Origin of the sequence: Lacibacterium aquatile, assembly GCF_042683105.1 — a bacterium.
Classification (GTDB): Bacteria; Pseudomonadota; Alphaproteobacteria; order Elsterales; family Elsteraceae; genus Lacibacterium; species Lacibacterium aquatile.
The window spans coordinates 22,676-40,863 of the sequence record NZ_JBHUIP010000005.1 but is presented as its reverse complement, the minus strand read 5'-3'; the positions used below and the strand labels follow the sequence as shown (position 1 = coordinate 40,863).

Annotated in this window: 18 protein-coding genes; 15 read left to right on the top strand and 3 right to left on the bottom strand. The window is 60.9% G+C overall.

The genetic code is table 11. The features are described from left to right. The first annotated feature begins 24 nt into the window (after nt 1-24). The 6 genes from trpB (at nt 25) to ACFSM5_RS07180 (ending at nt 4,882) form a co-directional block, all read left to right on the top strand. On the top strand, nt 25-1,242 hold the full coding sequence (gene trpB, locus ACFSM5_RS07205; protein ID WP_379875636.1) for a tryptophan synthase subunit beta: 1,218 nt from the start codon (nt 25-27) through the stop codon (nt 1,240-1,242). After that, entirely contained in the window at nt 1,239-2,060 is an 822-nt protein-coding gene (trpA, locus tag ACFSM5_RS07200; protein WP_379875635.1) for a tryptophan synthase subunit alpha, read from the top strand. Before trpB ends, trpA begins: the two co-directional genes overlap by 4 nt. After that, nucleotides 2,057-2,533 carry a nucleoside deaminase gene (locus ACFSM5_RS07195; RefSeq protein WP_379875634.1) on the top strand — a complete coding sequence of 159 codons (477 nt, stop codon included), beginning with the start codon at nt 2,057-2,059 and terminating at the stop codon, nt 2,531-2,533. The genes trpA and ACFSM5_RS07195 overlap by 4 nt, the downstream gene beginning before the upstream one ends. Continuing rightward, entirely contained in the window at nt 2,496-3,776 is a 1,281-nt protein-coding gene (locus ACFSM5_RS07190) for a GGDEF domain-containing protein (protein ID WP_379875633.1), read from the top strand. The genes ACFSM5_RS07195 and ACFSM5_RS07190 overlap by 38 nt, the downstream gene beginning before the upstream one ends. Before the next feature lie 205 nt (nt 3,777-3,981). Beyond that, entirely contained in the window at nt 3,982-4,107 is a 126-nt protein-coding gene (locus tag ACFSM5_RS07185; RefSeq protein WP_379875632.1) for a hypothetical protein, read from the top strand. 52 nt (nt 4,108-4,159) lie between these two features. Continuing rightward, nucleotides 4,160-4,882: a septal ring lytic transglycosylase RlpA family protein gene (locus ACFSM5_RS07180; RefSeq protein WP_379875631.1), complete on the top strand. Its 723-nt coding sequence runs from the start codon at nt 4,160-4,162 to the stop codon at nt 4,880-4,882. 85 nt (nt 4,883-4,967) lie between these two features. On the opposite strand, the gene ACFSM5_RS07175 is transcribed toward ACFSM5_RS07180, so the two are convergent. Further along, nucleotides 4,968-6,647 carry an HD domain-containing phosphohydrolase gene (locus ACFSM5_RS07175; protein WP_379875630.1) on the bottom strand — a complete coding sequence of 560 codons (1,680 nt, stop codon included), beginning with the start codon at nt 6,645-6,647 and terminating at the stop codon, nt 4,968-4,970. A 100-nt stretch (nt 6,648-6,747) separates the two neighbouring features. Next, nucleotides 6,748-8,100 (bottom strand): NAD(P)/FAD-dependent oxidoreductase, encoded by a 1,353-nt coding sequence (locus ACFSM5_RS07170; protein WP_379875629.1) that lies wholly within the window; start codon nt 8,098-8,100, stop codon nt 6,748-6,750. Between the two features lie 22 nt (nt 8,101-8,122). On the opposite strand from ACFSM5_RS07170, the gene ACFSM5_RS07165 reads away from it, so the two are divergent. Then, nucleotides 8,123-9,466: a glutamine synthetase family protein gene (locus ACFSM5_RS07165; RefSeq protein ID WP_379875628.1), complete on the top strand. Its 1,344-nt coding sequence runs from the start codon at nt 8,123-8,125 to the stop codon at nt 9,464-9,466. Here ACFSM5_RS07165 and ACFSM5_RS07160 read toward each other — a convergent pair whose 3' ends face one another. Beyond that, nucleotides 9,467-9,790: a metalloregulator ArsR/SmtB family transcription factor gene (locus tag ACFSM5_RS07160; RefSeq protein ID WP_379875627.1), complete on the bottom strand. Its 324-nt coding sequence runs from the start codon at nt 9,788-9,790 to the stop codon at nt 9,467-9,469. An 89-nt stretch (nt 9,791-9,879) separates the two neighbouring features. Between ACFSM5_RS07160 and ACFSM5_RS07155 the strand changes: the two genes are divergently transcribed. From ACFSM5_RS07155 to aguB, 8 genes are all read left to right on the top strand, one after another. After that, nucleotides 9,880-10,842 carry an acyl-CoA desaturase gene (locus ACFSM5_RS07155; protein WP_379875626.1) on the top strand — a complete coding sequence of 321 codons (963 nt, stop codon included), beginning with the start codon at nt 9,880-9,882 and terminating at the stop codon, nt 10,840-10,842. 140 nt (nt 10,843-10,982) lie between these two features. Beyond that, nucleotides 10,983-12,101, top strand: a complete 1,119-nt coding sequence (locus tag ACFSM5_RS07150) for a polyamine ABC transporter substrate-binding protein (protein WP_379875625.1) — start codon at nt 10,983-10,985, stop codon at nt 12,099-12,101. A gap of 115 nt (nt 12,102-12,216) precedes the next feature. Further along, a complete protein-coding gene (locus ACFSM5_RS07145) occupies nt 12,217-13,362 on the top strand; it encodes an ABC transporter ATP-binding protein (protein ID WP_379875624.1) in 1,146 nt (381 codons plus the stop codon). After that, a complete protein-coding gene (locus tag ACFSM5_RS07140; RefSeq protein WP_379875623.1) occupies nt 13,359-14,294 on the top strand; it encodes an ABC transporter permease subunit in 936 nt (311 codons plus the stop codon). The genes ACFSM5_RS07145 and ACFSM5_RS07140 overlap by 4 nt, the downstream gene beginning before the upstream one ends. Next, the gene (locus ACFSM5_RS07135; RefSeq protein ID WP_379875622.1) at nt 14,294-15,124 is read left to right on the top strand and encodes an ABC transporter permease subunit; all 831 of its coding nucleotides are present in this window, start codon (nt 14,294-14,296) and stop codon (nt 15,122-15,124) included. Before ACFSM5_RS07140 ends, ACFSM5_RS07135 begins: the two co-directional genes overlap by 1 nt. A gap of 10 nt (nt 15,125-15,134) precedes the next feature. Beyond that, nucleotides 15,135-16,217 (top strand): alginate lyase family protein, encoded by a 1,083-nt coding sequence (locus tag ACFSM5_RS07130; RefSeq protein ID WP_379875621.1) that lies wholly within the window; start codon nt 15,135-15,137, stop codon nt 16,215-16,217. A 32-nt stretch (nt 16,218-16,249) separates the two neighbouring features. Beyond that, nucleotides 16,250-17,278 carry an agmatine deiminase family protein gene (locus ACFSM5_RS07125; RefSeq protein WP_379875620.1) on the top strand — a complete coding sequence of 343 codons (1,029 nt, stop codon included), beginning with the start codon at nt 16,250-16,252 and terminating at the stop codon, nt 17,276-17,278. Beyond that, nucleotides 17,275-18,162: an N-carbamoylputrescine amidase gene (aguB, locus tag ACFSM5_RS07120; RefSeq protein ID WP_379875619.1), complete on the top strand. Its 888-nt coding sequence runs from the start codon at nt 17,275-17,277 to the stop codon at nt 18,160-18,162. The genes ACFSM5_RS07125 and aguB overlap by 4 nt, the downstream gene beginning before the upstream one ends. The last annotated feature ends 26 nt before the right edge of the window (nt 18,163-18,188 follow it).

Below are 18,188 nucleotides of genomic sequence, written 5' to 3'. Positions count from 1 at the left end.
TTGCTTGATGGAGTTGGCCAGCCGATGGCTGTAGCGAAATTGAATTCTTACCGGAGCGGCCCCGATGAGCGTGGTCACTTCGGCCAGTTCGGCGGACGTTTTGTTGCCGAGACCCTGATGCCGCTGATCCTGGAACTGGAAGCCGCCTATGAGGCCGCCAAGGCGGATCCGGGCTTTGCCGAGAGCATGCGCTACTATCTGGCCGATTATGTCGGCCGCCCGAACCCGCTCTATTACGCCGAGCGGCTGACCCAGCATCTGGGTGGGGCGAAGATCTACCTGAAGCGCGAAGAGCTGAACCATACCGGCGCGCATAAGGTGAACAACTGCATCGGCCAGATCCTGCTGGCCCGCCGCATGGGCAAGACTCGTATTATCGCCGAGACGGGCGCCGGTCAGCATGGCGTCGCGACAGCCTCGGTGGCGGCGCTCTTTGGTCTGCCCTGCACGATCTATATGGGCGAGGTGGATATCGCCCGCCAGCAGCCGAACGTCTTCCGCATGCGCCTGCTGGGCGCAGAAGTCGTCAGCGTTACTTCGGGTTCCAAGACCCTGAAGGACGCGATGAACGAAGGCCTGCGCGACTGGGTTACCAACGTCGAAGACACCTTCTACGTCATCGGCACGGCTGCGGGCCCGCATCCCTATCCGGCGATGGTGCGCGATTTCCAGTCCATCATCGGCGAGGAAACCCGCTCGCAGATCATGACCAAGGAAGGCCGCCTGCCCGATAGCTTGGTCGCTGCCATCGGCGGCGGCTCCAATGCCATCGGTATGTTCCATCCGTTCCTGGACGAGCCGTCTGTCGCGATGATCGGCGTCGAAGCAGCCGGACATGGTGTCGATACCGGCAAACATGCCGCCTCGCTCAACGGCGGGCGTCCGGGCGTGCTGCACGGCAACCGGACCTATCTGCTGCAGGATGAAGACGGGCAGATCATTGATGCCCATTCGATCTCGGCGGGTCTCGATTATCCCGGTATCGGGCCGGAACATTCCTGGCTGCATGAGACGGGCCGGGTCGAGTATGTCTCGATCACCGATAACGAGGCGCTGGAGGCGTTCCAACTGCTCTCCAAGCTCGAAGGCATCATCCCGGCGCTGGAAAGCTCGCATGCCATCGCCGAGGCGATGAAGCGTGCGCCGAAGCTGCCGAAGGAACATTTGATGGTGATCAATCTCAGCGGTCGCGGCGACAAGGATATTTTCACTGTTGCGAACGCCTTGGGAGTGAAGCTATGAGCCGCCTTCAGGCCAAATTCGCCGATCTGAAGGCGCAGGGCCGCAGCGGCCTCGTGACCTTCGTCACCGCTGGTGATCCCGACATGGCGACCGCGACCGAACTGGTCAAAGGTCTGCCGGGGGCAGGGGCCGATGTGATCGAAATCGGCATGCCCTTCACCGATCCGATGGCCGATGGTCCGGCGATTCAGGCCGCGAACATCCGCGCGCTTGCCGGTGGTGCCACCTTGCAAAAGACGCTCGATCTCGTGCGCGATTTCCGCAGATCCGACGATACGACCCCGATCGTGCTGATGGGGTACTTCAACCCGATCTATTCGCGCGGTGTCGACAAGTTCGTCAAGGATGCCAAGGACGCGGGCGCCGACGGGCTGATCGTGGTCGATACCCCGGCCGAGGAAGACGACGAGCTTTGTTTGCCCGCACGGGCAGCGGGGCTGGATTTCATCCGTCTGATCACCCCGACGACCGATGCCAAGCGCCTCGAAACCGTCATGACGAACACCGGCGGCTTTGTCTATTACGTGTCGGTCAACGGCATTACCGGTGCCGGTTCGGCAACCGAAGATGCCGTGACCAATGCTGTGGGCCGGATCAAAAAGGCCACCGACCTGCCGGTCGCAGTTGGCTTCGGTATCCGCACACCCGAACAGGCAGCGGCTGTGGCCAAGGTCGCTGACGCGGCGGTTGTCGGCTCGGCCATTATCCAACGCATCGAAACCTCGCTGAAAGATGGCAAGGCAACGGCGGGCACGGTGGAAAATGCCCTGTCGCTGGTGCGCGATCTGGCAGCCGGTGTCCGGGGCGCGCGGAAATGAGCCTGACGCCCAAGGATTTCATGGGACGCGCTATCGAACTGTCGGTGGAGCGCATGCGGTCGGGCAAAGGCGGGCCGTTCGGCGCGGTGATCGTGAAGGACGGCGAGATCATCGCCGAAGGCTTCAATCAGGTCACCAGCTCCAACGATCCCACGGCCCATGCCGAAGTGACCGCTATCCGTGCGGCCTGCGCCAAGCTGGGGCGCTTCGATCTGAAGGGCTACGAGATCTATACCTCGTGCGAGCCTTGCCCGATGTGTCTGGCGGCGATCTATTGGGCGCGGCTGGACCGGATCGTCTATGCAAATGACCGTGATCAGGCGGCCGGCATCGGTTTCGATGACGAGTTCCTCTATCGCGAAATTCCGAAATCCATCGCTGACCGCTCGATTCCGACCGAGCGTTTCATGGCGCAAGAGGCGAAGGTAGCCTTCGATGAGTGGGCGGCCAAAGCCGACAAAATCCGCTACTAAACCGGAGCCGGTCCCCCAGCCGCCGGAACGACCCTCCTTCGCCGTGGCGCTGGGGGCTCGTCTGGCGTCGGTGCGTCCGTTGTTCCGGCTGGTCGGCTTGCCGCTGGCGGCGATTCTGGTGGTCCTGGTTGGCCGCCGATTCGTAGGCGCGGACTGGCAGACGGGTCTGGCGATCTCCATCTGGGCATTAACGCTGGCTGGGGCCGCAATGGCTTGGCGTTTTCGGCTCAGCAATACTGTCCTGATCTTCCTGGTCCTGCTGGCGGCGCATCTGCTCAGCGGACCGCTTGCGCGTCCGACCGTGACTGTTGGGACGTTAGGGCTTGGTCTTCTATGGCTGCTGCCGGTGATTCTGCCGCTGCTGGTGGCGCTGCCGGAGCGCGGGCTGCTGGGGAAGTCCGGTTTTCTGCGGCTGTTGCTGGTGGTATTGCCGCCGCTGTCGATTGCCGCCCATGCCGTCAGCGGCGCGCCGACGCCGCGTTGGATGATGGTACAGATCTCGCCTGGGGTCTGGGGTGGTCCGGCTGTCCTGGGCGTGCTGGGTGCTGGGGTGCTGGCCTATCTCGCTTGGCGCCGTCGCGGGGCGATGGAAGTCGCTGTCCTGGCTGCCTTGGTGCTGTCGATCTGGTCGATCTGGCTCAATCGCGGACCGGAGCCGCTGTGGTTTCTGACGGTTTCGGCGGCGGTCGTTGTCGTTGCCGTGGTGCAGAATGGCTATCGGGTCGCCTTCCATGACGAGTTGACCGGCATCCCTGGGCGCCGGGCGCTGAAGAGCCTGCTGGCGACCATGGGCAATCGCTATGTGATCGCCATGCTGGACGTCGATCACTTCAAGAAATTCAACGATACCTATGGCCATGATGTCGGCGATCAGGTGCTGTGCCGGGTGGCGCGGGTGATCGAAGGCGTGACCGGAGGCGGGCAGGCCTTCCGCTATGGCGGCGAAGAATTCACCATCGTCTTCCCGAACCGCACCCCGGCGCAGGCTCTGCCCCATCTGGAAAAGGTGCGCGAGGCTCTGGCGGCGACTCCCTTCGTGGTGCGGGGACCTGATCGGCCGGAGGAAAAGCCGGAGAATCCCCAGACGGCGGATAATCGTCAGGAAGTTCGCATCACCATGTCCATCGGTGCTGCCGAACGGCGGAGCGACCGATCGGATTGGGAAGCAATCATGAAGGCGGCGGACGAGGCGCTTTATGCCTCCAAGCAGGCCGGACGTAACAAGGTTACTCTGGCGACTTAACGCTGTTTGTCGCCCGACTGAGCAAAAGTCGGAAAAGCTTCCCATCCTGTCAGAGCAAACAGCACAGAATCGCGATTCGACGATTGCACCCCCCTGGCAAAGCTGACATGCTTTCCTTACATGTCTGATAACGCAGTTCGCGCGTTGGGTTCGTTAGGGTGGATCCGGGGTTCGAATTGACAGACTGCAAAGGGAGGGAACGATCATGGACATCATCGCAACGACCTTCGCTATCGGCGCCATGGTTGTTTTGGGTCTTGCTTGGATCGCGGGATCGCAGCCGCAGGCCAAATATGTTCCGGTGCGCGTTCGTCGCCGCCGCCAAGGCTGATTGAAAGGCGCGTCGACAATTGATTATCTGGAGGCGTTTGGCGCCCGTTCTGTTGACGGGCTTGGCTCTGTCCGCTTGTTCATCCGATCATGCCCGCACTATTCCCATCGGGGATCGCGCCCGGCTTTATGACGATATCTCGCAAATGCCTGCCGAGGCAGCGGCTGAGCCGCATTCCCGTCAGGTGGAGAATTCTGCCGTCTCGCGTCCGGCTCCTGCTGCTGTAAAAGCGCCGACTCCTGAAGTTAAGGTCGCTGAACCGGCAAAGGCATCCGAGCCCGTAAAAGCGCCCGAGCCTGCTAAGGCCCCTGAACCAGTTCCCGCGCCGACGGCCGAGGTTGCCAAGGCGCCTGCTGAGCCTGCAAAGCCGGCGGAACCCGCGAAGGTTGAGGTTCCGGCCGAAGCACCCAAGTCAGCCGAAGCTCCGAAGGAAACGGCTTCAGCGCCGTTGGCACCCGCCACAAGCGCGACGCAGGATTTCGAACGCATCGGCAATGCCACCTGGTATCGCAGCACCTCGAAGACCCTGATCCGGACCGCAAGCGGTGAAAAGCTGGATAACAAGGGGTTCACGGCGGCCCATCGGACTCTGCCGTTCGGCACGATGGTCAAGATCACCGACGTGAAGACAAAGAAGTCGGTCACTGTCCGCATCAACGACCGTGGCCCGTTCGGCGATAAGAAATATATCATCGATCTCAGCGAGGCCGCCGCCAAGCAGATCGGTCTGCATACCCGTGGCTTCATGCCGGTTGAAATCGAGGTCGTGAAGTAGGGGCTACCCGCTTCCCAGTTTTGATAATCGGGCCAACAAAAAAGCCGGGACCCAGTCCCGGCTTTTTCTTTTCATGTCGGACCGCTTAAGCCCGTTTTTCCTGGGCGCCTTCGGCAGGCGGAGGCGGGGGATTGCGGATTGCTTCAAGCTGGCCGAGATACTTGTCCACATCGACGGTGTCGATCTGTTCGGGTAGCAGGAACCGTTCGGCATATTTCTCGAACACCCGCTCGCGCAGGAACAGCTCGAACAGATCGATATCGATATGTTTGTCCTTCACCATGAAGAACATGATCTGCATGGATTCCGACAGGGTCTTGGGCTTCTTGTAGGGGCGGTCTGCTGCCGTCAGCGCCTCGAAGATATCGGCGATACCCATCATGCGGGCGGGCAGAGACAGCTGATCGCGGGTCAGGCCGCGCGGATAGCCCGTGCCGTCCATCTTCTCGTGATGACCACCGGCGATCTCGGGCACGTTTTTCATCGTCTTGGGGAAGGGCAGGGCTTCGAGCATCTGGATGGTGATCACGATGTGATCGTTGATGATCTTGCGCTCGTCATCGTTCAGCGTGCCGCGACGAATGGAGAGGTTCATAACCTCGTTCTCGTCCAGCAGCGGACGCTTCTCGCTTTCCAGCTCCCATTCCTGGGTTGCGATGGCCTTGATGCGATCGATCTTGGGATCGGGCAGGAATTCGCCGCCGACATTGACCTGCTTCAGGAAGGCGATTTCATCATCCAACCGGATCAGACGGGCATCACGCTTCACGCGCAGCTCTTCCTCGTTCCCGCCATCGACGACGCCCCGGAGATACTCGATCTCGGCATCCCGGCGCAGCACCTCATAGCGGGTGCGCACTTCAGTGATGCGGTCGAAAATGGTCTCGAGCTTGGTCGACTTATCCATGACATGGACAGGAGTCGTGACCTTGCCAACGTCGTGCAGACCGCCCGCGACTTTAAGCTCGTACCATTGATCTTCGTTGAGGGCGAAGTCGGCGAAGGGGCCGTCAGACTGGTTACAGGCGGTTTCCGCTAACATCTCCGTCAGGACTGGCACGCGCTGGCAGTGGCCGCCGGTATAGGCCGACTTGGCGTCGACTGCGGCCGCCATGATGTTGATGAAGGCATCGAACAGATTGCGTTGTTCGGCGATCAGCTGCTGGTTGGTGAGCGCGACCGCCGCCTGGCTGGCCAGAGCCTCGACCAGTTCTTGCTGATCCTCGGTGAAGCCCAGGACTTCTTTTGAGCCAGGGATCTGCGCGTTGATCAGCTGCAGGACGCCGACAACTTCGGCCTGATGGTTTCGCAGCGGTACGGTCAGGAAGCTCTTGGAGCGATAGCCTGTCGTCTCATCGAACTTCTTGGTGCCCGAAAAGTCGAAATTCTCCGCGGTGTAGGCGTCGGGAATATTGATGGTGGTGGATGTCAGGGCGACGTGGGTCGCGACATTGTTGTGATTGGGCTGGCCATCCTTGAACATCGGCAGTTCAGGGAAGGTGATCACCTTGCCGGTCGTGCCGCCCATGGCAACATTCAACGTATCATTGCGCAAGATCACGAAACGCAAAGTATCGTTTGCGGTGCGCAGATACAGCGTCCCGCCGTCTGCATTGGTTAATTCTTTCGCGCCCAGGACGATCCGCTCCAACAGGCGCGCGGAATTGCGTTCTGCTGATAGAGCGATACCAAGATCGATCAGCCATTTTAGGGCCGAAGCGGCTCCCTGCTTGGCTTGCCGATCAATGACGTCAACGCTGGACACCAAGGTTAATCCTTTCACACACCGCGCGGCCGGATCGCTGTTCTCGCATAACCAGCCGATGACTATTCTGGTCTATTACCAGAATTGTAGCAACCCGGCGTTACGCCCAACGATCCTTCATTTTTAACATAGCCATACCTAAGACCAGTCCTAGGGTGCGAAGCGGGCCGCCGGGGAAGCTTGGACGAGGTAGGGCGTCATAGGGAGAAAGCGCCGCTTCATCCCCCAGGATCGTCGCTGCTACACGCTGACCGGACAGGGTCGCCAGGGCGACGCCATGTCCAGAAAATCCTTGCATCACAAAGACTTGATCCTTCATCGCGCCGATTAAGGGTTCGCGATAAAGGCTGATGTCGATCAGGCCGCCCCAGGCGTGGGTGATGCGCGTTTGCGCCAACTGCGGGAAGACGTGACGCATCCGGCGCCCAAGCACGCCTGCGATGTCGCTCGGCTCGCGTCCGGAATAATTCGCAAGACCTCCGAACAAGAGGCGGCCGTCAGGCGTCGGTCGAAAGTAATCCAGCACTATATTGGCGTCACAGGCAGAGATTGACTTGGTTAATAAATCGCCGATCCGGCTGCCCAGCGGCTCGGTTGCGACGATGCAACTGGCGACGGGCATCATACGCGCAGCGGCCCAGGGAACGAGCTTGCCGATATAGGCATTCCCGGCGAGCACCAGGGTACGCGCCGACATCGCGCCTTTGCCCGTGAGCAGCCGCTTGACTGGCCTGTCCATCTCGATGGCGGTGACGGGACTATTCTCGAAGATGCGAGCCCCAGCCGTCTCGGCGGCGAATGCCAGTCCGCGCACAAAGGCAAGCGGATGCAGATGGGGCGCCCGGGGGTCATAGAGGCCCCCGCAATAGCGTTGAGATCGGACTACGACCCTGGCTTCTTCCGGGCTCCAGACCTCCAGTCCGCCATAACCGAACTCGCCTTCCAGCCAGGCTTTTTCTTCGGTAAAGCCTTTGAAGTGCTTGGGCTTGACGGCGAGTGTCACGGCCCCCTCGGTCAGATCGCAGGAAATGCCATGGCGCTGCGTGAGGCGGCGTACCAGATCGACAGCCTCGACCGATTCGTCCCACAGGGCGCGGGCGACCTTCATGCCGTTGCGCTTGGCGATGCCGTCTAGCCCTGCGGACAGGCCGGGCAGAACCTGACCGCCATTTCGGCCCGATGCCCCGAACCCGACGGTCTTGGCTTCCAGCAGCGCGACGGACAGTCCGCGTTCGGCGAGATGCAAGGCGGTCGAAACCCCAGCGAAACCGCCGCCTAGAATGGCGACATCGACCTCCAGATTCCCGTCCAGAGACGACCGCGGAGCGGGGGTGGGGAGGCTCGAAATATAGAAGTTGGCGCTATCTGACACGGTGCTGATATGGGCTTCGGCTTGCAGGATCGTAGGAGAGCGGCTTATATCCGAGAGGCGAAATGACAGCTTCGACCTCATGTCGGGGCATTGTGGGGGAATCATGGACCGCTTCGCCGAATGGATCAACCAACACGCGATTACCGAAGTCGAGTGCCTCGTGCCCGATGTCTCCGGTATCCCGCGAGGGAAGATCCTCCCGGCCAAAAAATTCATCGAGAGCGTGGGCGACCGTGGCCTGCGCATTCCTGAAGCCATCTTCGTCCAGACTATCAGCGGCGAATATCCGCCCGATGAGACGGTGACGAGCCCGGCCAATTCGGACGTCTATCTGCGCCCGGATCCGGAGTCGATCTGCTTCGTGCCCTGGTACGAGGAGCCAACGGCCCAGGTGATCGCCGACTGCGTCTATGCCGATGGTCGTCCGGTCGACATCTCGCCGCGTCAGGTGCTGCGTCGGGTCCTATCGCTGTATGAGGCCAAGGGCTGGAAGCCGATCTTGGCGCCGGAACTGGAATTCTATCTGGTCAAGCCGAACACCGATCCCGATTACCCGTTGGAGCCGCCGATTGGCCGCTCCGGGCGTCCGGAAACCGCGCGTCAGGCCTATGGCATCGATGCGGTCAACGAGTTCGATCCGCTGTTCGAGGAGGTCTATGACTTCTGCGAAAAGCAGGGCATCGACATCGACACCCTGACCCATGAGGCAGGGGCGGCGCAGATGGAGATCAACTTCATCCATGGCGACGCCTTGAGCCTTGCGGATCAGGTGTTCCTGTTTAAGCGCACCGTGCGCCAGACCGCCTTCCGCCATAACGTTTATGCCACCTTCATGGCCAAGCCGATGCAGAACGAGCCTGGCTCGTCGATGCATATCCATCAGTCGATGGTGGATGCCACGACGGGCGAAAGCCTATTCGCAACCCCGGACGGCGAACATTCGCCGCTGTTCCTGTCGCATATTGCCGGTCTGCAGAAATATCTGCCTGCTCTGATGCCATTGCTGGCGCCGAACGTGAATTCCTATCGTCGCCTGCAGCGCTTTTCCGATGCGCCCATCAATGTTCAGTGGGGCCTCGATAACCGCACGACGGGCCTGCGTGTCCCGGTATCCAGCGCCCAGGCGCGCCGGGTGGAAAATCGCGTAGCGGGGGCCGACAGCAACCCCTATCTCGCGATGGCAGCGTCCCTGGCGGCTGGGTATCTCGGCATGATCGAGGAGTTGGAGCCGTCGGATCCGGTTCAGGGCAGCGCCTATGACATGGCGCACACCCTGCCGCGCCATCTGTTCGATGCTTTGCAGAAGATGATCCGCTCGCGTGCCATCCGTCAGGTTCTGGGCGATCGTTTCGTTACTGCGCTGCATGCGGTGAAGATCCACGAATATGACGCCTATCAGCGCGTTATCTCGTCGTGGGAGCGGGAGTATCTGCTGCTGAACGTCTGATTATTCCTCGACTTCCCTGGGGCTGCGCCGGGCAAGTTCGGCACTTTCAGCCTTCAGGGGGCGGGAAACCGGGCAGACTTCCTGGACGTAGTCGTTCAGCGTATTGACGAGGCTGTCCGGTTGAAGCCGGTAATAGACGAATTGCCCGCGCTTCTCGCTGGTGATCAGCCCCGCATTCTCCAGCACCGCCAGGTGTTGAGAAACCGCCGGTTTCGAGATTTCGAACCGCGAGGCGATATCGCCTGCGCTGAGTTCCGCATGCGCAAGATAAGCCAATATCTTTCGGCGCGGCGTGGAGGCGAGGGCTTCGAAAATCTTCTGCATGCCAGATATTTAAGGAATCAGCTAAGCGCTTGACAAGGGTATTTTATTAATTAAGAACTTAATTAAATAAGTTATCTTTGAGGTGCGCCATGACGTCTCCTGATCGTTGCAGCGTCAATACGCTGGTTGAAGGGGTGGAAGCCGACCCGGTCGCGGGGAGGGTGCGCTGGGATCCGGTTCATTCGCTGTGGAACGGCGGGATGATGGTCGTTACCGTTATCTTCGCGCCGTTGAGTTTTTCCTGGTCGGCGCTGATGGTGTTTCTACTGCTCACCGGCGCATCTCTGTTGTTGGGCCATAGCGTCGGCTTTCATCGACGTCTGATTCATCGCAGCTTCGAGTGTCCAAAATGGCTCGAATATACCCTCGTTTGGGTTGGGACCTGCGTTGGGATGGGCGGGCCTTTCTGGATGATCCGCACGCATGATCTGCGGGACTGGGCTCAACGCCAGCCGCTGTGCCATGACTATCTCGCCCACCGGCGCCCCATGTTCAAGGATGCCTGGTGGCAGATGCATTGCCGTTTGGAACTCGACAGGCCGCCTGCCTTCGATCTTGGACAGGTGGGGCAGGATCGGTTTTATCGGTTTCTTGAGAGAAGTTGGATGCTGCAGCAGTTGCCGATCACGGGGGTTCTTTTCGTCTGCGGTGGTTGGTCCTGGGTCGTCTGGGGGATCTGCGTTCGGATCAGTGTTTCTGTGACAGGCCATTGGTTCATCGGCCATCTTGCCCATCGGACGGGCCCGCAGACTTGGCTTGTCAACGAAGCAGGCGTGCAGGCCCACGATGTGCCATGGGCTGCTATCCCGACAATGGGGGAGGCTTGGCACAATAACCACCATGCATTCCCGGGTTCCGCCCGCATTGGCCTTTACCCATCTCAGAGCGACTGGGGATATGTTTTTATCCAGATGTTGGCGGCGCTGGGATGGGCTTGGAATATTGTCTTGCCGGAGCAGCTTTCCCGGGCGGATGTTCTCACGCCTGTCGGTCGCGATGGCGGCAGCGAGAAGGTGGTGGCGCGGTGGCCTGTTACTGGGCAGATGCCTTGATGTTTTCCCCGTTGATGCCGTGTTTTTGAGCAGGGGCCAAAAGGGGTGAAAATCAAGTCAGTAATTCAGTTGACAGGACACGTGTGAGACTTAAGGTTTTCCGCAGTGCAACCTCTCCAAAAATAGGGGAACTAACAGGGATGAGCAAATTCGGCGCGCTGACCCGGACCACCGGGATCGCCTTGGCTCTTGTCACCACCGGCGTCTTGGGCGCGGGTACGGCAGTCGCCCAGCAGAAGACGGTCAACGTCTACAACTGGTCCGACTATGTCGCCGAAGAAAAGCTGGCGGAATTCACCAAGGAAACCGGCATTAAGATCAACTACGACGTCTTCGACAGCCAGCCGCTGCTGGAATCGAAGCTGACGACCGGCAAGTCCGGTTACGACGTCGTCGTCCCCACCGCGCAGCCCTACATGGCGCGCCAGATCAAAGCCGGTGTTTATCAGAAGCTCGACAAGTCGAAGCTGAAGAACCTTGGCAATGCGGATCCCGAAATCCTGAAGGCGATCAGCGATGCCGATCCGGGCAACGAATACGCCATTCCCTGGATGTGGGGCACCAACGGCATTGGCTACAATGTCGAAAAGGTGAAGAGCATTATGCCGGACGCCCCGGTCTACAGCCTGAAGCTGCTGTTCGATCCGGAAATCGTCTCCAAGTTCAAGGCTTGCGGTGTGACGCTGCTGGACGAGCCGGTCGATATGATTGCAGCGGGCCTCTTCTATCTGGGCAAGAACCCGGACTCGAAGACCATCGCTGATCTTGAAGCCGCGACCGATCTGTTCATGAAGATCCGTCCGTCGATCAAGAAGTTCCATTCGTCGGAATATATCAACGGTCTGGCCAACGGTGACATCTGCATCGCCTACGGCTATTCGGGTGACGTGATCCAGGCTTCGGCCCGTGCCGAAGAAGCCAAGCGTAAGTTCCAGGTGACCTACTCGATCCCGACCGAAGGGACGCAGGTCTGGGTCGATAGCTGGGCGATCCCGGCCGACTCGAAGAACACCGATGCGGCTTACGCCTTCCTCGACTACATGCTGCGCCCGGAAGTCGCGGCGGCATCGGCGAACTACGTCGGTTACGCCAGCGGCAACAAGGCGGCGACCCCGCTGCTGGACGAAGCGCTGCGCGGCAACCCGGCCGTCTATCCGCCGGCTGAAGTGCGTGCGAAGTTCTACACCGTCACTCCGGCGGATCGTGACTTCGAGCGTGCCCGCACCCGTGCCTGGACCCGGATCAAAACCGGTCGCTAGTCATCGCAGGGCTGACATAAAAGCCTGACATAAGACATTGAGGCACGGGGTTGCTCCCCCGTGCCTCAATGCTGTTTAAAGACTTGGTTCCTTTACCAATCGGATCGTGCCGCAGATGAGTGTCGAAGCCCTCCGCCCGCAGAAGAAGCCGCAGATCTGGCAGGACCCCAATGCGGTTCCGCTGATCCGGATCGAGAATGTGCGCAAGCAGTTCGGCGAGTTTGTCGCCGTCGATGGCGTCAATCTCGATATTTATCCCGGCGAATTCTTCTCGCTGCTGGGGGGGTCGGGCTGCGGCAAGACAACGCTGCTGCGCATGCTGGCCGGGTTCGAGATGCCGACCGACGGGCGCATCCTGATCGGCGGCGACGATATGGCCGATGTTCCGCCCTATGAGCGGCCGGTCAATATGATGTTCCAGTCCTATGCGCTGTTCCCGCATATGACGGTCGAGCAGAACATCGCTTTCGGCCTGAAGATGGACAAGGTTCCCAAGGGCGAGATCACGGCGCGGGTGGAAGAGGGGCTGGACCTCGTCCAGATGCGCCAGTTCGCCAAGCGCAAGCCGCATCAGCTTTCGGGCGGTCAGCGCCAGCGCGTGGCCCTGGCCCGCAGCCTCGTCAAGCGCCCCAAGGTGCTGCTGCTCGACGAACCGCTCGGCGCGCTCGACAAAAAGCTGCGCGAACAGACCCAGCTGGAACTGATCAATATCCAGGACAAGGTCGGTATCACCTTCGTCGTCGTGACCCACGATCAGGAAGAGGCGATGAGCCTGTCGGGTCGAATCGCGGTTATGGACAAGGGCCGCATCATGCAGCTCGGCACCCCCGGCGAAATCTATGAGTTTCCGAAGAACAAGTTCGTCGCGGGCTTCATCGGCTCGGTCAATCTGTTCGAGGGCACCATGACGGTGGACGAACCTGACCGCGCGGAAATCTCCTCGCCCGAAGCGGGGACCGATCTCCATATTGGCCATGGCGTCACGGGCACCCTGGGCATGAATTTCACGCTGGCCGTGCGTCCGGAAAAGATCCGCATGGCGCGTACGCCGCTGACCAATCTCCCTAATCGTCTGGAAGGCACGATCAAGGAGATGATCTATACCGGCGATATCAATGACTTCATCGTGTCGCTCGATACCGGCAAGGAAGTGCGGGTTACCACGCTCAACCTTGATCGCTGGGTTGAGGGCGATTTCACCTGGGGCGACCGGGTGCATCTGGGCTGGGCCGCCGACGCTGCGGTGGTACTCGCCCAATGAGCGAAGCCCAGAAACCGCAAGAGGGTAAGAAGGGGCTGAAGCTGCGCCTGCCGCGCGGCCAGACCATCGTCATTGGAATTCCGTTCCTGTGGCTGGCCCTGTTCTTCGTGGTGCCGTTCCTGATCGTTCTGAAGATCAGCTTCTCCATGGCCGATCCGATGTTGACCCCGCCATTCTCCTCGCTGGTGGAGTGGGTGGAGGGCAGCTTCACGCTGCGGCTGAACTTCGGGAACTATCAGTTCCTGGGTACCGATGGCCTTTATATCGAGACCTATCTCTTCTCGCTGAAGACGGCGGCCATCTCCACGGTGCTGTGCCTGGCGGTGGGTTATCCGATGGCCTATGCCATGGCGCGCTCGCCGCAATCGATCCGTCCGGCGCTGCTGATGCTGGTGATTCTGCCGTTCTGGACCTCGTTCCTGATCCGCATCTATGCCTGGATCGGGCTGCTTTCGACCAACGGCATCATCAATAATCTGCTGATGGGCTGGGGCGTGATCGACGAGCCGCTGGTGATCATGAACACGCCGTTCGCGGTCTATATCGGCATCGTCTATACCTATCTGCCTTTCATGATCCTGCCGCTTTACGCCACCCTGGAGAAGATGGATCTGTCGCTGCTGGAGGCCGCAGCCGATCTGGGCTGCCGTCCGGTGCGGGCCTTCTTCACCATCACCGTTCCGCTCTCCAAGCCGGGCATCATCTCCGGCTCGATGCTGGTCTTCATTCCGGCGGTGGGCGAGTTCGTTATCCCCGAACTGCTGGGCGGGGCCGAGACCTATATGATCGGCAATCTGCTGTGGAACGAGTTCTTCAATAACCGCGACTGGCCGCTCGCATCGGCCGTAGCCGTCGTGATGCTGTTCTTCCTGGTGGCGCCCATCATGTGGTTCCAGCGGTCGCGCGGCGCGTCGGGCGGGCATGGGGTCTGATGATGAGCAAGCGTGCAGGCCTTATCTTTACCGCGCTCGCCTTCGGCTATGCGTTCCTCTACATCCCGATCATCTCGGTCGTGGTCTATTCCTTCAATGAATCGCGCCTTGTGACCGTCTGGGCCGGTTTCTCGACCAAATGGTATGGGGAGCTGTTCGAAGACGAGCGCATGATCACGGCGGCTTTGCTGTCTTTGCGGATCGCGGCCATGAGCGCGACCGGAGCGGTGATCATCGGGACGCTGGCGGGCTTCGTCATGTCCCGGGTGCCGAAGTTCTGGGGGCGCACGCTCTTCACCGGCATGGTGTCGGCGCCGCTCGTGATGCCGGAAATCATCACCGGCCTATCTATGCTGCTGCTGTTCGTCGGGCTGGAGCAACTGATCGGCTGGCCGGAGCGCGGCGTCGATACGATCACCATCGCCCATATCACCTTCACCACGGCCTTCGTTGCGGTGATGGTGCAGGCGCGCCTCTCGGAACTCGACCGCTCCATCGAAGAGGCGGCGATGGATCTTGGCGCGCGGCCCTGGAAGGTCTTTGCGCTGATCACCTTGCCGATGATCGCGACTACCCTGGCGTCGGGCTGGCTGCTGGCTTTCACCTTAAGCCTCGACGATCTGGTGATCACTTCCTTCGTGTCCGGACCTGGCTCGACGACCTTGCCGCAGATCGTTTTCTCCAGCATCCGATTGGGCGTTTCGCCCAAGATCAACGTGCTGGCAACGATCATCGTCTCCATCGTCACGACTGGTATCCTGATCGCGGGCGTTTTGATGTATCGTGCTGAACGGGAACGGCTGCGCGACGCACAGAAGGCGGCGGGTTGATCGACGGAACATGAGACTTGGACGGGCTTTAACGGCGCTTGTGGCGCTGGCGCTGACAACGGGCGCATCCCTGGCGGAACCTTTGCGGGGGCCGGTGGATGTGGCTGCCCGCCGGGTTGCTGCCGGTCGGCCTGCCGGTCTTTACGTCTGCCCAAACGCCCCGCCACCTATCGGCGAAGTCCGGTCGGTCGATTATTTCACCGATCCCGCGCGCTCGATCATCGACAAGGATGCGCTGGAGCGGCACCGTGCCCTCGTCAAGCCGATGGAAGATGCGGCCCGCAGCCTGCAGGCGATGGCGGAAAGCTACGTCAAAAGCGCGCCGGTCATGAGCGATATCGCTCAATGCGCGACCGACTGGCTGGCGGGCTGGGCAGAGGCTGACGCCCTGTTGGGTCAGCCGGATTCGCAGGCGGCCCAGCATCTGCGTGCCACCTTAACGGCGGCTTTGGCACTGCCCTGGTCCGTCCTGCGGGAAGATCGGGGCATTCAGAGTTCGCGCCGCCGGGCCGTCGATGGCTGGTTCCGGGCGCTTGGGATGGAAGTCCGTGACGATTATATCGATGCCGATGCGGGCGAACCCGGCGAAAAGGGCGGAGCTTGGCCGGTGGCGGCAGCAGCGCTGACGGCAGCGGTGGCGGATGATCGTGCGCTGTTCGAATGGTCGATTGGCGCGCTGGAGAAGGAAGCTGCCCGAATTCGTCCCGATGGCACCTTGGCAGAGGAAATGACCCGCAAGGCGCGGGCACGCTACGCCCATTTAGGCACCATGACTGCCATGCTGTTGGTCGAAACGGTGATGAACCGGAACGGGCGTTCGCTATCCTCGACCGAACTGGCGTCGCTGGAACGCCTGAAGGATCTGCTGGTTGTCAGCTATCGCGACGGCAACCCCATCGAGAAGATGACCAAGGTCAAGCAGGTCTGGCCGGGGAAAGACGGCGCCTGGCTCAACTGCTGGGCTGAAATCTGGCAGTCGCGCCGCCCTGACCCTAAACTCGCCACCTTGATGGCGCCCGATGGGCGACCCATCAAATGGACCTGGTGCGGTGGCGACGCCTCCTTGTACTTCGGTCCGGTCGCGACCCAGTAATCTGGACTGATCAGCTTTTAAAGGATTCGAACGTGACGACTACGCCCCGCGCAGCCGGTTTCCACATGCCCGCCGAATGGACGCCCCATGCGGGCTGCTATATGGCGTGGCCTGTCCGCGAAGCTCTGTGGGGCGACGGTATCGAGGCTGCCCGTGACGCCTATGCCGCCGTTGCCAGCGCGATTTCCCGTTTCGAGCCGCTGACCATGCTGGTGTGCCCCGACCTGATGGCGAATGCCCGTGAACGGCTGCCTGCGTCGGTCAAGGTCGAAGAGATGTCCCAGGACGATAGTTGGGCGCGCGATTTCTTGCCCACCTTTCTGGTGGATGGGGCGGGTAAGGTCGCGGGGGCCGACTGGCAGTTCAACTGCTGGGGCAAGAAGTTCCCTGACTATGCCGAGGATGCCAAGGTCGCCGAACGCCTACTGGACCGGCTGGGCGCCCGCCGTTTCGCGGCCCCCTTTGTGCTGGAGGGCGGGGCGATCCATGTGGATGGCGAGGGCACGATCCTGACGTCCGAGGAATGCCTGCTGCATCCGAACCGCAATCCGGGCCTTTCCAAGGCCGAGATCGAGGCGCACCTGAAGGAATGGCTGGGCGGCGATACGGTGCTTTGGCTCGGTCAGGGGTATGAGGACGACGATACCGACGGCCATATCGACGAAATTGCCTGCTTCGCGGCGCCGGGCAAGGTGCTGATCAATGACTGCCAGGACCCGGCCGATATCAATTATGCCCGCTTCCAGGACAATATCCGCCGTCTGGAACTGGCCAAGGATGCCAAGGGCCGCCAGATCGAAATCATCCGCTTGCCGCAACCGACGCTGCGGACGCATGACGGCGTGCGTCTGACGCTTTCCTACACCAATTTCTATATCGCCAACGGCGGTGTGGTCATGTCGGCCTTCGACGATCCCGCCGATGCAAAGGCCAAGGACATCATCGCCCGCTGCTTCCCGGATCGCGAGATCGTCCAGCTTCCCGCCCTCGCTATCACCCGCGGCGGCGGCGGTATCCATTGCATTACCCAGCAACTGCCCAAAGGGGAGATCGCCCGATGAGCCGTCCAGAGACTCGGACCGTTAAGGTCGCCGCTATCCAGATGTCCTGCCAGGGCAGCCGGGCTGAGAATGTGGAAAAGGGAGAAGCCTTGGTCCGCAAGGCCGCGGCCGAGGGCGCACAGATCATCCTGCTGCCAGAACTCTTCGAAGGTCCGTATTTCTGCAAGGATCAGGACCCGAAGTATTTTGACTGGGCCTATCCGTTCGCTGGCAATGACACCATCGAGCGCTTCTCCAACCTCGCCGCCGAACTGAATGTCGTGCTGCCGATCAGCTTCTTCGAGGAAGCGGGCAAGAGCTATTTCAATTCCATCGCCGTCATCGATGCCGATGGCGCGGTGCTGGGCCTCTATCGCAAGTCCCATATTCCCGATGGCCCCGGCTATCAGGAGAAATATTACTTCTCGCCCGGCGATACCGGCTTCCAGGTGTGGGAGACGGCCTATGGCTGCATCGGCATCGGCATCTGCTGGGATCAGTGGTTCCCCGAAGCCGCCCGCACCATGGCGCTGCAGGGGGCGGAGATCCTGTTTTACCCGACCGCCATCGGCTCCGAACCGCCGCCAGCCCCGCCCCATGACAGCAGCGGCCATTGGCAGCGCGTGATGCAGGGCCATGCCGGGGCGAACCTCGTCCCGCTGGTTGCAGGCAATCGCGTGGGCCGAGAAGTGGGCGAGGTGGCGGAGATCACCTTCTACGGCTCCTCCTTCATCGCCGACGAGACGGGCGAGAAGATCGTCGAAGCGAACAAGACCGAGGAAACCATCCTCTATGCCGAGTTCGATCTGGAGAAAGTTCGCCGCCGCCGCCAGGGCTGGGGCATCTTCCGCGACCGTCGCCCGGACCTCTATGCGCCGGTGCTCTCATACGATGGGGATGTGTGAGTAAAATCTCCGTCATCCCGTGGCTC